Source organism: Candidatus Electrothrix sp. (assembly GCF_052785085.1).
Window position 1 is genome coordinate 1 of the sequence record NZ_JALAAI010000042.1, and the last position, 13,349, is coordinate 13,349.

The following is a 13,349-nucleotide window of genomic DNA, read 5'->3' on the forward strand; positions in this document are numbered from 1 at the left end:
TGTAGGAAGCGCAACGCCTGTCCGTGGAAATATCTCGCTGAGGTTATCACGGCTCGGCGCCAGGGGCTGGATGTGCCTCCTCTGCCTCTTGCTGCGTAAAAAAAATGAGAGGGGTCTGAACGGTTACGTTCCAATGAAGTTGCATGAACAGCGGCATGGTAAAACCAAAAAACTATATAGTTCCAATACGTTTTACGTGGTTTTTCTAGACCCCAACCATAAATTTTGGAAGTCCTCCAAAAAACACACATAGTTTTTTTTCCTTTCTCGGATGTGCAAAAAAAATATCCAGAACCTGCTGGATGCACGTCAGGTAACGCAGGATTCATCCAGCAAATCTTTTCTGGAGAAATCAAATATGACCCAATCGGAGATTTTAAAAATATTAGCTTGCTATAAATAAGAGAATTTGTGGAAATACGGTATAAATAACATAGGTATATTCGGTTCATACTTCACCGGGCAGGCAACTGACAAAAGCGATATTGATGTTATCGAAACCGTAAACCCAGATCTCTATACTTTGGTTCATATCAAAGAAGAACTGGAAGCACTTTTGAAAATGTAAAGACATGCAACTACAAAGATAATCCTCTCATCTCATCTTATCTCATCCCTTCTTAACCCCAATCAACATCATCAATCGGACAAGAAATATCAGGAAAATTCTTATCAGATAAAAATTATTCTTAACTCATTTGAGAAAATTCAGCTAAAATAGAAAGGAGAACGATAGAAAAATGTAATAACAGGAACAAGGAGGAGCCATGAAGAAACTCTATGCACCACAAAGCGAGATTGACCTGGCAATGCTCCAAAGCATTCTTGCATCAGCAGATATTACATTCTTCATTGATAACGATTCATTTGGGTCACTGCATATGGGACCAAGCATCGAATTATTCAACCAGAAGACAATCCTTGTTGAAGATGAAGACGAGAAAGAAGCGAAAGAATTGCTTAAAGAATACCTGAAGAACACCTACGACAGCAATACGCCCCATGTACAAACAACAATCCTGGATAAAATCAGAGTGGTTGCAGAGACACTCCTGGTGGGCTGGTTTATTCCCGGAAGACGTTGGAGAGCTAAACAAACAACTTCGTCTGATTCTCAAGGCAAATGAAGTTTCTTTGTTTGTATCTCACAGCATAATCGCTGTCAACGGCAGGTGGTCAGAGGCGATCCGTGAGAGTGGCGTGCTGTGCCGCACTCTTTTGCTGATCAGGGCAGAAGGATGACACCATATTCGATCCAGGGCCAGCAGAGGAAATCTGCCCGGATAGGTTGCAGGCGAAGGGTTGCGACCGAAATATTTATGCATTTGGCGCAGTGGTCTGCACCAGACAAACCATTCATTAATATCTCCCATCAGTACTGTAGGGATCGGTTCAGGCCGGTTGTGCAGGAGTTGAAGTAGCTGTTTGGTCTGGCTGTGCCGTTCGCCTGGAATCAGTCCGAGGTGCGTTGCTATGATGCGGACTGTCCTGTCCTGACAACAGATATCCACATCCAGCGCACCGCGTTTCTCTCTTCCAGGGTAACTGATATTGATGCTTCGGGTGCGCAGGACCGGGTAGCGGCTCAACAGAACATTGCCGTACTTGGACGCTTCCGAGATAACGGTCGGGCCGACAACGGCATGCAGAGATTGTCCGCCTCCGGTAAACCCGAGTTCATCCACGGTTTTTGCATATTCCACTTCCTGTAGAGCAATAATATCCGCCTGTATCTCCTGCAAAACACTATGGATTCGTTGCGGGTCTCTGATGCCGTCCGTGCCAATGCAGCGATGTATATTATATGTTGCCAGTTTGAGAGACATTTTTTTTTCTTCCCGTATTGCGTTGCCAGCTGTCTGCTCAGTCACTGCGCAGTTTTTTTTGGATCAGAAACCAGCTACCCAGGATCAGGGCAAGCACGGCAAGGCTTGTTGCGATGCTGAACAGATTGGGTTCGCGGAATAAGGCATAGCCCCTGTCAACAATACCGGCAATAGCCAGGATACCGGGCAGCATCCCGAGGAGCGTTCCGAGCAGGAAATCCGTAAAACGGATATGGGATGCACCGGCAACGATATTCACGACTGTATATGGAGCAACCGGCACCAGGCGGACAAGAAAGGTGGAAAGAACACCGCGGCGCCCGAGTTTCCGGCTCAGGTTATTGATGGTGTCTCCTGCAAGGGCCCTGACTGTCTGCCTGCCGAGCACCCGACCGAGACCATAGGTAGTTGCACCACTGAGCACTGAGCCGAACAGAGCAAAGGCAAAACCTTTATAGGTTCCAAACACGAGGATGGTCAGGCTTATCAGCAGGGTGATGGGAACCATGACAAGACTGCCGAACAGATATGCAGCCGCTACATAGAGCCAGCCGTAATCACTCTTGACCAGCAGGTCAGCAAGATCCTGTAATCGGTTCGGGGTGAACAGTCTTCCGGTCGGGCTTTGGTACCATACAGCTGCCAGCCCGCCGAGCAGCAGCAGGACACCAACGGCCTGCAACAGACGAAGCTGCGCACTGGTCAGCCGTCCTCTGGGTATCCACGGGCTGAGAAACCGTTTAGGTTCAACAGGTCGTTCCGGGTCAAAAAGCTGCTGTTCCTCAGCAATAAAGTCAACAGAAGGTGTGACTCCGGGATTGAATTTTTTCAATGTCCTGGAGCCGCCCTGAAGTTCAGTTATTGCCCGGAGAATGGAATCGGTCCGCTGCACAGCCTGCCGGACAGCAGCAGGCGTTGTGCCCAGATGTTCCGCAAGCAGGGTGGTACGGAGCTGTTCCGCCGGGTCCGCAGTATCTTCTCCATCTGCGGTTTCGCCATCAAGCTCAACAGCCAGGTCACACTCCGTATCAAATCCCATAGAGCGGTTGTTGAGATTGGACGAACCGACCCGGATAAAACGATTGTCCACGATCATCAGCTTGGAGTGGATTTTGATCGTATCATCCCCTTCCAATCCTTCCTGGTATGCATAAAATATACCCAGACGGTTATGAATATCCGCCTCCTGAAGGGAGATGACCGCCTTGTCACGGAGAGTATCCATAGTCGTTTGGGAAAGCCAGCCGTCCGTGGTATAGGGCAGGACAAGGATAATTTCTGGGCCTTTCGGCTCTCCCAGTCTCCGGGCCAGGGCCTCAATCACCTTTGACGCTGTCAGGTACTGGTTTTCTATGTATATTGATCTGTTCGCACTCCTGATACTGTCAAGGTAGAGCTGCTCTGCCTCGTACACGCCCGGCAATTTTTCATGTTGAGGCTGGGTGCGGGCAATAGCTGTACGGCAGCAACGTATGTCAGGCCGGACCGATGCAGGCCACGGAGAGTTTTTTCCGTTGTCTTTCTGTGAGGTTGGTGAAGAAAGCTGCTCTCCTGTCACCTGCTGCCAGCGGTCCCGGAAATAGCTGCCGAGCCGCCGGGCAGGGAGACCTTCAACCAGCATCTGAGCATCGTGATGAGGGCGGTACCAATGGCCATCCGGCGTTCTGCGGCGTTGGTCATCCGGTGCATGGGCAGGTGTATCCCAGCGTGCCTTTGTCAGGTCAAGCCCGCCGCAACAGGCCACTGTATCATCCACCACAACGAGCTTGTGATGGACAGACGCGCCCACGGGATGAAGCCGATCCATATGAAAATGTATATTTCTATGATTATTCCAACTGATTTTGAACTGGGAAAACCATTCCCGGTCTATACCCATAAACCGAACAAAATCCCATATAAGTATATAAATCTGTAAATCTTTTTTTTCTTCAGCAAGGGTGCTCAGAAAAATGCCCAATTGAAGCGAGCCGCAATCAGCTTGCTTATTCCGAGCCAGCTGCATCCTGGAGTCAATATCCCAGCCGCAGATATAGATATGTTCTTGGGCCTGTTCGGCTGCTTCGCGAAATGCTTGAAAATATGCCTCTGCGTCTATAAGAAAGGCTAATTTTTCCGCCCGATCCAGCTGCCAGCAATTTGTTTCTGGAATAAGAATATTATTGGTTTTGCAGATGTTCCTGTTTTCTCCCGCTGACGGCAATTCCGCTGATAAAGGGTGCATCCCGGTGGCTCCTGGTTGTTAAAAGTAAATTTTTCCCTCTGATATTATAACAGGAATCTTATAGGACAGGTCAGTATCTGCAAGAGAAAAAATAGACTTCCCGGTTCGGATAAATATTTTCCCTTGACAAAAAGACAATTGATTTGTAGCGTTTGATAATCAAAAAATAATTTCACTTTGAGCAGAATTCTCAAAAAGCCAGGCAGGCATTGGCGTCCTGACCTTTTGCTTTGATGGAACTGGATCCCATAATCACTACCGATGTAAGCGGCAGGTGATTACCTGTAAGTACTTACAGTACTTACCATCTTCACGCTGACAGCGTGTCTTTTTAATTTCACCTGATTTCGATGGACAAAAGCTAGAACTCATAAAAAGAACAAATAAAAATATCCATAACAGGAGGTGATGCATCAGGAGAACTGATTGCGGACAATACAGGAAGAGTTTTCATTATCTTCTCCCATTTAACCGATATAAGGAGAAAAAGGAGAAAAAATGAGCAGGAAAAAAATCGCAGAAGAAATATCAATTGTTTTCTCCGGTGCAGCTGGTCAGGGGATACAATCAATAGAAATGATCCTGACAAAGCTCTTGAAAAGAGAAGGGTATCACGTCTTTTCAACAAAGGAATTTATGTCACGGATCCGGGGAGGTATTAACTCTACCTCTCTCCGGGTTTCATCCGGGAGAGTGAATGCCCCGATGGAAAAAGCTGATCTTTTCCTTCCGCTTATACAGGATACAACCCTTCATCTCCAGGACAAGATAACTGAGCACACTGTAATAATAGGAGAACAGGAAGTTGTTCAGTTTGATGACATGGTGGATATTCCGTTTTCTGAGATCGCGAAGCGTTGTGGCAACAAGATCTATTCAAGTTCTGTTGCCGTCGGGGTTATTGCCGGAATTTTAGACGTCAGCGACAGTACCATTGAAAAGACTTTTACAACGCATTTTAAGGGGAAGGATGACAAGATTATCCAGGAAAACATCCAGGCCGCAAAAGAGGGGATTAAGGAATCGGCCAAAATACAGGAATACCTGGAGGTCGTTATAGAAAAAGATGCATCTGTTCAGGATGAGATGCTGATCAGCGGAACAGAAGCTGTGGCCATGGGAGCGGTTGCGGCAAACGTGCGTTATGTTGCATCATACCCGATGTCGCCCGCAACCGGGGTGTTGGTCAAGCTGGCTGGCTGGTCTGAGCAGACAGACTGTATTATTGAGCAGGTAGAAGATGAAATTACAGCCGTGAATATGGCACTTGGTGCCTGGTATGCCGGTGCCCGAGCTTTTGTCACAACCTCGGGCGGCGGGTTGGCTCTTATGTCGGAAGGAATCAGTTTAAGCGGTATCACAGAAATCCCTTTTGTCGTCCATGTAGCGCAGCGGCCCGGTCCCGGCACAGGGCTGCCTACCCGTACCGAACAGGGTGATCTTCATCTTGTTCTCTACAGCGGGCATGGTGATTTTCCCCGAATTATTTATGCTCCCGGAACCGTTGAAGAGGCCTTTTATCTGACCAACCAAGCTTTTGATCTGGCTGATAAATTTCAGGTTCCGGTTTTTATCCTGACGGACCAGTATTTTGTTGATTCCTTATGCAATACACCTGTTTGGGACTTGGATAAGACAGTTGCCAAGCACCATTTTACTGAAACCGCCCAGGATTATAAACGCTATGCCATTACGGAAAGCGGTGTCTCACCACGGGGAATACCGGGATTCGGTAAAGGGGTTGTCAAGGTGGACAGCGATGAACACGATGAAGAAGGTCTGATAACAGAAAATCTGAACGAGACCAGGAAGGCTATGGTGGAAAAACGATTTTTCCGCAAATTCAATTCGGTGCGTAAAGAAGTCATAGAGCCTGACTGTTTCGGTAATAAAGATAATGAGCTGCTCGTGCTCAGTTGGGGGTCAACAGGAAATGCAGTAAAACATGCGTTTCAACTCCTTGAATCGCCACCGGCTGGTATGCATTTTTCCCAGGTTTGGCCGCTTCCGGAAAACATAGAAGATATTTTGAGCCGGTATAAGCGAATTGCAGTTGTAGAGAATAATGCCTCAGCGCAGTTTGCAACCCTGCTCAAGGGGTACGCCGGAGTCCCTGTTACGCATAATATAGTAAAGTTTACCGGGCTGCCTTTTTCGCAGGAAGAAATAGCACGCGAGATTCAATCCATACAATAGGAGAGAGTTATGAGCGAGAATATATTTGATCCCCATGTGAAGGATATTGCCTGGTGCCCAGGGTGCGGGAATTTCCCCATCCGTAAAATTATGCTTGAGATGCTTCAGGAACTGGAGCTTGATCCGGTCAACACGGTTATGGTTTCCGGAATCGGTCAGGCAGCCAAATCACCCCAATATATTCAGGCAAATTATTTTAACGGACTTCATGGCCGAGCATTACCGCCTGCAACAGCCATCAAGACTGCTAACCCGGAACTCACAGTCATTGTTGAAAGCGGAGACGGTGACATGTACGGAGAGGGAGGGAATCATTTTCTCCATGCAATACGCCGGAATCCTGATATCACGGCTGTTGTCCACAATAATATGATTTATGGACTGACAAAAGGTCAGGCTTCCCCGACGACGTCAAAAGGGATGAAAACCCCGGTTCAGATAAACGGTGTTTTTCTTGAACCTTTTAATCCATTAGCTGCGGCAATTGCGCTGGATGCCTCTTTTGTGGCAAGGGTAAATGCATTAGATCAGGATAACACAAAGGAAATCATTAAAAAGGCTGTACAGCATAAAGGGTTTGCTCTTGTGGATGTTTTTCAGATCTGTGTCTCCTTTAACAAAGTGAATACAGCGAAATGGTTTAAGGAACATTCGTATTATCTTGATGAGCAGCATGACACCTCTGATCGATCCGCTGCATTTTCCCGGGCTATAGAGGATGAGAAACTTCCGCTCGGTATTTTTTACGAACAAAAGGACAAACCTGTTTTTGAGGAAAGTTTCCCTCTTTACCAGAAAGATAAATCCCCCCTGTTTCAACGCATATTGAACAAGGAGGCGTTAGAAAAAATAGCTGCGGAAAAAACAGAGTAATGCAGAGCAGTTTTCGATCGGGTGCAGCGGACTGTATGGTCTTTTTTCTTATTGAAAAATATGACGAAGGAGATTGATTTTGCAAAATTTTCTACAACTCTGGAGTGAAGCGGCAAGAACGAGTCTGGGGTTTTTCTGGATGGCGTTGTGGGCCTTTATTCTTGGCTACTTTATCAGTAGCTTGATACAGGTTCTTGTAACCCGTGCCCGCATGCAAAAGGCTATGGGAAAGGACGGGCTGCGCAGTATGCTGCTTGGAACTTTTTTTGGTTTTATATCAAGTTCCTGTAGTTTTTCTGCCCTGTCTGCCACTCGCGCTATTTTCAACAAAGGAGCTGGTCTTGCACCTTCTCTGGCCTTTCTGTTGGCATCCACTAATCTCGTTATTGAACTCGGGATGGTTATTGCCATTTTTCTTGGCTGGCAATTTGTGGTTGGCGAGTATGTCGGTGGCATCCTGTTGATTTTGATTACCTGGCTTCTTATTCGAATAACTCGCTCACGACGCCTGGAGGCTCAGGCCCGCAGTCAGAGTGATCAAGACGAAGACCATCATGGTGCGGAAATTGACTGGAAGGAAAAACTCGTCAGCATGCAGAGTTGGCAAAAAATCGGGCAAACCTATGTCATGGAATGGCAAATGGTTTGGCGTGACGTGCTGATTGGTTTCACAGTAGCGGGTATGATTTCAGCGATGGTACCTGACAGCTTTTTTCAGACCCTGTTTATTGGTTCTGGTGGTGAACATGCTGCCAATCCTGGTTTTCTTGCAGTTCTCGCCCAGACGCTGGTTGGTCCGATAGCCGCATTTTTCACCTTTATCGGTTCAATGGGAAATATTCCACTTGCAGCGGTTCTGTTCGGTCAAGGTGTAACCTTTGCAGGTGTGATGGCATTTATTTTTTCTGATCTTGTTGTGCTGCCAGTACTGCGGATTAATGCAAACTATTATGGCTGGAAAATGGCTCTGTACCTGCTTGCCTTGATGCTGGTGGCTATCGTGTTTGCAGCTTTGGCAATGCATTACACGCTTGCATTTTTGGGATTGCTACCTGACTTCACAGCGATGACAGCTCCTGGCAATCGTGCATACTTTAAGCTGAATTATCAGTTGGTCCTCAATGTTATTTCTCTTTTGGGCAACATCGTTTTAGTTTGGTTATGGTACAAAGCCCAGCATGCGCATGATGCCCATGATCATCATAGTGGGCATGAGCACCACCACCATGACCACAGCCAGCACACAATGTCGCTTGTCGATAAAATTCTATATGTATTGGTTGTTATTGCAGTGGTTTGGCTGTTTGGTGGGTTAATCGTGTCCTTGTTCTGATTGCAACGTGCAGCTTTTATTTTAGGAAATCGACAAAAAATAAAATACCCGTTTTCAGGCGCAGAATTGTAGGGGCAGATCTGCGTGTCTGCCCGGTATAAAAGGCCGAACATATAGGTTCGCCCCTAGGGCAAGCGAAATAATGGGTAGGGTATTTTTATATACAATGAGGAAGGAGGTGCAAGGTGTAATTTTTTATAAAAAATGAAGTTTGTCAGGTGCAAAATTATCAACTTGGTACAGTAGGAGAAACCATTATGAGTATGAAAGAAGCATATGAACAAAAATTGCAGGCACAATTAGACGAGTGGAGTGCGGAGATCGATAAACTCAAAGCAAAAGCCAAGAGCGCAGAAGCCGATGCACAACTTGACTATCAAAAACAAATTAAGGAACTCCAGTCGAAGAAGGAGACTGCCGCTCATAAACTTACCGAACTTAAGAACGCAAGTAGCGATACTTGGGAGGAGCTTAAAGCAGGTATTGATGATGCGTGGAACTCTCTTGCTGATGCAGTGAAGTCAGCTGCTTCGAAAATAAAGTAAATACCATATCACAACCCACAATCAACAAAGGAGACTACAAATGCAATCAAAAATCTGTGCATTAATATTGATCGGCATACTCGGTATTGTTCCAGTTTGCTATGCACAAACAGAAAACAGCAATACTTCAATGGAAGAGGTGAAGAAGGAAAGTCAGGATTTGCTCAAAACTATCGGTTCATATACTGCCGATAAAAAAGAGGAGGCACTTGAAAAAACAAAAGAGGGCCTGACGAAGCTTGATAAACGCATCAATGCGCTGGAGAAAAGTGTTGATAAAAACTGGGATACCATGAGTAAAGCCGCACGCAAGAAATCTCGTGAAAATCTCAGAGAGCTTCGCAAGCAACGAAATCAGGTTGCCCAATGGTACGGCAGCATGAAAGCCAGTTCAGCCGATGCGTGGGATCATATGAAAGAAGGCTTCTCCGATGCTTATAAGGCCCTTGAGAATGCCTGGGAAAAGAGCGAAAAAGAATTCAGATCCAATGAATCTAAAGAATAAAGTAATTCACCCCCCACGGGGGTGGATTTCTATGACAACAAGAATTCGGTTTGACTACAGAATATGCATCGCTTTGCACCGGTAAATGAAACTGTTCTTGATCGACAGACAGGCCTGATGTGGACAAAAGACGCCTCTTTGTTTGATTTCTCAGCAACCTGGAACGAAGCATTGGCTCGCATACAAGAAATCAACAGAGCAGCACTCTATGGTTATCGCAACTGGAAGCTCCCGAATCGTAACGAGCTGTTCAGCTTGATATCTCATCATACGGTTAATCCAAGCCTGGCTCCGGGAAACCCTTTTGTGAATGTATTCAAGAGCTACTACTGGACTTCTTCAACCTGTGTAAGATTGCCTGATCAAGCATGGTACATTCATTTGGGTGGAGCCAGAGTCTTTAAAGGGATGAAATACGATTCGTATATGGTTTGGCCCGTTCGCACAGGAGAAGGTGATAATAAAAGCAGATTATTTTGTACAGGACAAAAGAACTGTTTTGATGAAAACGGGAGCGTTATTGATTGTCATAATACCGGCCAAGATGGTGAAATACAGGCGGGTGTACAGTTCTCAACGGATCGTTTTACTGAAGATAAATTTACTATCTGTGACAACGATACGGGTTTGAGATGGTTGCGAAATGCAAATGTCCCCAAAAACACAATGGATTGGAATTCTGCTTTTCATTTCATTTCAAGGATGAACAGTGAAACAGCATATGGCTATAATGATTGGCGAGTCCCGAATATTCTTGAACTGGAGAACCTGACAGACTTAAGCCAATATTCACCCGCCTTGCCTGATGATCATGTATTCAAGGATGTTCAGGAGTTTTATTGGTCTTCAAGTACAAGTATGTATGATAAGAGTTATGCGTGGGTACTCTATATGGTAGATGGTGCAGTTGGTGTTGGCTATAAACCACTGTCAGAATTTTACCTGTGGCCCGTAAGAGGAAAATAGTACAAATCCAAAAACAAAGGAGTGTAAATTATGAACATTGAGGACGTTAAGAAGAAAGCTTCAGAAATGGATATTGATGCTGGAAAAATGAATAAAATTGACTTGATCCACACTATCCAGATTGAAGAGGGTAATTTCCCATGTTTTCAATCAGACAATATTGCCTGTGAGCAGGTGGATTGCTGCTGGAGAGGTGATTGTTTGCCAGGAGGGAGCCAGTTAGCGTGTGACTGTTGAAATGTATGAGCAGTGATACACAATGTCATGATATATTTGAAGGAAACAAGAAAACGAGGTGATTATTATGTCAGAAAAAGTAGTTCTTGATCAGGATGAATGCATTGGTTGTGAAAGCTGTGTTGAAGTGTGCCCCTCAGTTTTTTCATTTGATAATGCTGAAGGGAAGGCATATGTTAATGAAGGTGTAGATGCAGGAGAGGACTGCGTTGAAGAGGCGATTGCTTCATGTCCTGCAGAGTGTATTACTACAGAGTAAATGTTGGAGAGAAGCGTCATGAAGAAGTGATACTCCTCTCAACTTGCTGTGAGCGATCAATAAAGACCGGGGCAGACCGGCATGGAGCTGGATGTCCCGCTCAAGGTGCATACCAGCGCAGATATGTTTGATTAGCATTAGCAGTGGTTGGAAGGGCAGCACAGTTTGGAGTCCGCCAGTTTATCTTGATAAGAAGTACCCTTTTCCGGCAACACTACTCCCACGCCCTGTGAACATTCACCTCCGGCATGGGGTAATGTTTGATGTTGAGGGTAAAGATTCTGCCGCCGGTTCGTATAGCTGTAGCAGCAAGAATCGCGTCATGCACATCAATGCCGTGACTTGGTTGCCATTTACGATAGAGTACACCTGCTGCATCAATAATTTTCTGATCAACAGGCTCGGTTTTGAACTGAGACAAGAACACCCCTGTCGCTTCCTCCTCATCAGGGCGCATGAAGAAAACAACTTCAGCACGTTGCAGGGCTCCGGTGTAGAGTTCATAGGCATCCTGGTTGCGAAGGCTGATGAGAAAGTCCCGTGCCTTTTTTTCTCCACGGAGATGCCAGATCAACACGTCCGCATCAATATAGGCCCTCATAACTGATGTCGCTCCATTGATTTTCTGAAGGCGGATCGGGCCTGATTCACTGTTTCCTCCGGTGATTCGGAACGATTCCAGCTGCCGCAGGTCTGTTCAAATACATCGACCTTTTTCCTCAGGCCGCTTTGTTCCGAGTAGAGTCTGATCGCGCTTTCAATGATCGCCTTTTTCGAGGTCTTGAGTTCCCGTGTTAACAGGTCGATTTGTCGGATGACTGCTTCGTCAACCCGTGCGGAAAAAACTTTGTCCATCTGTTCCTCCGTTGTTTTTGCTTACGTATACATTTCCATGTAAGTATAGAACGGGGTATGCTTTTCAGCAAGGAGAATTTTGGAAGGCACCTCCATTGCCGAAGAATTGCTCCTGGTTGTTGAGCAGGGCCGTGAGCAGTTTGGAGTTTGCCGGTTTCTGCTTGATCACTACGTGTAAGCTGTGCCAGGTAAAGCAAGCTTTCGGCTGACGAATACCATTGTCATTTGAACAGAAAATGGGTGGCATGCTGGAGAATGGAACAGGAAACCATTGAAATAGAGGTGTATTATGCAGGCTCTCGTGAAAACGCCCCGTACTGACATCCGCATTCAGGGGGAAATTTCGCCACGTCTCCTTGATATATTGCAGAGTGAATACGGCGGCAGTCTGAAAATTTATGACGGGGACGAGGAATATGTCGAGCTGACGGAAACCGATTGGTACAGACAAACCAAGGCCAAGACTGCTCCCGGTGATGCAATGCGTATTTACCGAAAAAATCAGCAGATGACCCAGGCGGAACTCGGTAAAAGGTTGGGGAATGTACCTCGTCAGCTTGTTTCCAATATGGAACGAGGAAAACGGGCGATCAGTCTGGCCACGGCGAAAAAACTTGCCGCCATCTTCAATGTCCCGGCCAGCCGCTTTCTTGATATTTAACAATACGCTCTCTACAACAGGGCGACCGCCGGTCGCCCCTGCCCAGACATCATCCTTTGGCGGTGCAGAACCGTTCTTACCTTGTCAATCATGACAGAACATAAGATCTTTGCCATCCTGCGATAGGTCAGCATGATTCTTTTCTGGTGCAGGACGATGCTGAACCTGTTTTGCGGCGTCCTGCACCTCATCTGAATCGTTCAGAGGAAGGAAATCATGACGGTGTATTATAATTTTGTCATCATTCGGTAGTGTTTTGTCATGATTCGACATAAATTGATCATTATTCACAAGGGGACGGTCATTCTTCGATAGTGCAGAGCCGTTCAGCACAGGGGGATGATGATTATCCCCTTGTGACGGGAGACAATCCCCAAGGGGATAACCCTTCGCCCCCTGTGACGCAGGATAATCCCCTTGGGGAGAATGCCTCGGATGCAGGGGAGGAAGGGGCGGAGGCGGGCAAGCTAGCTGCGGAACTTGCGCATCTTCTTCACCAGCTCGTTGTCCTTGCCCAGCAGTCCGGAAATCAGGTCGGCAACGTCGGAGGCATCCTTATAGGAATCCGCCAGGGCCTGATTGGCCTGGGCCGTGGCCTCCTGCGCCTCGGCAGCCGCTGCCTGCTGGGCGATTTCCGCGCTGTCCGCAGCCTGCTTTTTCACCTTGAGGCTGTCCAGCCGATCAGCGGGGTTGAAGCCCTTGTCTTTCAGGGTGTCCTGCTCTTCCTGGACAAGCGAGATCATCTGCGCGATAAAATCACGTTTTTCTGCTTCAGTCATGGTGCTCTCCTTGGTTTGAGGTTTTGGGTTGCGTGAACAGGGGGAATCCCTGTTGTGTTGGTATAATGTATTTCCGGCTCATCCTTCCCC

At 46.6% G+C, this 13,349-nt stretch carries 17 protein-coding genes; 11 read left to right on the top strand and 6 right to left on the bottom strand.

All coding sequences use genetic code 11. The features are described from left to right. Nucleotides 1-409 precede the first annotated feature (409 nt). Both L2082_RS08585 and L2082_RS08590 read left to right on the top strand, forming a co-directional pair. Nucleotides 410-568 carry a nucleotidyltransferase family protein gene (locus L2082_RS08585; protein ID WP_446010988.1) on the top strand — a complete coding sequence of 53 codons (159 nt, stop codon included), beginning with the start codon at nucleotides 410-412 and terminating at the stop codon, nucleotides 566-568. A 199-nt stretch (nucleotides 569-767) separates the two neighbouring features. After that, a complete protein-coding gene (locus L2082_RS08590; protein WP_446010989.1) occupies nucleotides 768-1,127 on the top strand; it encodes a putative signal transducing protein in 360 nt (119 codons plus the stop codon). 18 nt (nucleotides 1,128-1,145) lie between these two features. On the opposite strand, the gene L2082_RS08595 is transcribed toward L2082_RS08590, so the two are convergent. Both L2082_RS08595 and L2082_RS08600 read right to left on the bottom strand, forming a co-directional pair. Beyond that, nucleotides 1,146-1,826 carry an endonuclease/exonuclease/phosphatase family protein gene (locus L2082_RS08595; RefSeq protein WP_446011622.1) on the bottom strand — a complete coding sequence of 227 codons (681 nt, stop codon included), beginning with the start codon at nucleotides 1,824-1,826 and terminating at the stop codon, nucleotides 1,146-1,148. A 37-nt stretch (nucleotides 1,827-1,863) separates the two neighbouring features. Next, nucleotides 1,864-4,050: a VTT domain-containing protein gene (locus L2082_RS08600; RefSeq protein WP_446011623.1), complete on the bottom strand. Its 2,187-nt coding sequence runs from the start codon at nucleotides 4,048-4,050 to the stop codon at nucleotides 1,864-1,866. A gap of 498 nt (nucleotides 4,051-4,548) precedes the next feature. On the opposite strand from L2082_RS08600, the gene L2082_RS08605 reads away from it, so the two are divergent. The 8 genes from L2082_RS08605 to L2082_RS08640 all read left to right on the top strand — a co-directional run bounded on the left by L2082_RS08605 (nucleotide 4,549) and on the right by L2082_RS08640 (nucleotide 10,964). Further along, nucleotides 4,549-6,246 (top strand): 2-oxoacid:acceptor oxidoreductase subunit alpha, encoded by a 1,698-nt coding sequence (locus tag L2082_RS08605; RefSeq protein ID WP_446011624.1) that lies wholly within the window; start codon nucleotides 4,549-4,551, stop codon nucleotides 6,244-6,246. Nucleotides 6,247-6,255: 9 nt separating this feature from the next. Further along, complete coding sequence (locus L2082_RS08610) at nucleotides 6,256-7,119, top strand: thiamine pyrophosphate-dependent enzyme (RefSeq protein ID WP_446008470.1); 864 nt, start codon at nucleotides 6,256-6,258, stop codon at nucleotides 7,117-7,119. A 79-nt stretch (nucleotides 7,120-7,198) separates the two neighbouring features. Continuing rightward, complete coding sequence (locus L2082_RS08615; protein ID WP_446008471.1) at nucleotides 7,199-8,452, top strand: permease; 1,254 nt, start codon at nucleotides 7,199-7,201, stop codon at nucleotides 8,450-8,452. Nucleotides 8,453-8,709: 257 nt separating this feature from the next. Next, nucleotides 8,710-8,997 carry a coiled coil domain-containing protein gene (locus tag L2082_RS08620; protein WP_446008469.1) on the top strand — a complete coding sequence of 96 codons (288 nt, stop codon included), beginning with the start codon at nucleotides 8,710-8,712 and terminating at the stop codon, nucleotides 8,995-8,997. Nucleotides 8,998-9,037: 40 nt separating this feature from the next. Beyond that, nucleotides 9,038-9,502 carry a hypothetical protein gene (locus L2082_RS08625; protein ID WP_446008468.1) on the top strand — a complete coding sequence of 155 codons (465 nt, stop codon included), beginning with the start codon at nucleotides 9,038-9,040 and terminating at the stop codon, nucleotides 9,500-9,502. A 63-nt stretch (nucleotides 9,503-9,565) separates the two neighbouring features. Further along, nucleotides 9,566-10,468 (top strand): Lcl C-terminal domain-containing protein, encoded by a 903-nt coding sequence (locus L2082_RS08630; protein WP_446008467.1) that lies wholly within the window; start codon nucleotides 9,566-9,568, stop codon nucleotides 10,466-10,468. A 30-nt stretch (nucleotides 10,469-10,498) separates the two neighbouring features. Further along, nucleotides 10,499-10,705 carry an SAP domain-containing protein gene (locus tag L2082_RS08635; RefSeq protein WP_446008466.1) on the top strand — a complete coding sequence of 69 codons (207 nt, stop codon included), beginning with the start codon at nucleotides 10,499-10,501 and terminating at the stop codon, nucleotides 10,703-10,705. 67 nt (nucleotides 10,706-10,772) lie between these two features. Continuing rightward, entirely contained in the window at nucleotides 10,773-10,964 is a 192-nt protein-coding gene (locus tag L2082_RS08640; RefSeq protein WP_446008465.1) for a ferredoxin, read from the top strand. A 214-nt stretch (nucleotides 10,965-11,178) separates the two neighbouring features. Here the strand turns inward: L2082_RS08640 and L2082_RS08645 are convergent, their stop codons facing one another. Further along, entirely contained in the window at nucleotides 11,179-11,565 is a 387-nt protein-coding gene (locus L2082_RS08645; RefSeq protein WP_446008464.1) for a PIN domain-containing protein, read from the bottom strand. Then, nucleotides 11,562-11,819: a ribbon-helix-helix protein, CopG family gene (locus tag L2082_RS08650; RefSeq protein ID WP_446008463.1), complete on the bottom strand. Its 258-nt coding sequence runs from the start codon at nucleotides 11,817-11,819 to the stop codon at nucleotides 11,562-11,564. The genes L2082_RS08645 and L2082_RS08650 overlap by 4 nt, the downstream gene beginning before the upstream one ends. 289 nt (nucleotides 11,820-12,108) lie before the next feature. On the opposite strand from L2082_RS08650, the gene L2082_RS08655 reads away from it, so the two are divergent. Further along, nucleotides 12,109-12,480: a helix-turn-helix transcriptional regulator gene (locus L2082_RS08655; RefSeq protein WP_446008462.1), complete on the top strand. Its 372-nt coding sequence runs from the start codon at nucleotides 12,109-12,111 to the stop codon at nucleotides 12,478-12,480. Nucleotides 12,481-12,564: 84 nt separating this feature from the next. Here L2082_RS08655 and L2082_RS08660 read toward each other — a convergent pair whose 3' ends face one another. Together L2082_RS08660 and L2082_RS08665 are read right to left on the bottom strand one after the other, a co-directional pair. After that, complete coding sequence (locus L2082_RS08660; protein WP_446008461.1) at nucleotides 12,565-12,753, bottom strand: hypothetical protein; 189 nt, start codon at nucleotides 12,751-12,753, stop codon at nucleotides 12,565-12,567. 194 nt (nucleotides 12,754-12,947) lie between these two features. Further along, nucleotides 12,948-13,259 carry a hypothetical protein gene (locus L2082_RS08665; RefSeq protein ID WP_446008460.1) on the bottom strand — a complete coding sequence of 104 codons (312 nt, stop codon included), beginning with the start codon at nucleotides 13,257-13,259 and terminating at the stop codon, nucleotides 12,948-12,950. Nucleotides 13,260-13,349 lie beyond the last annotated feature (90 nt).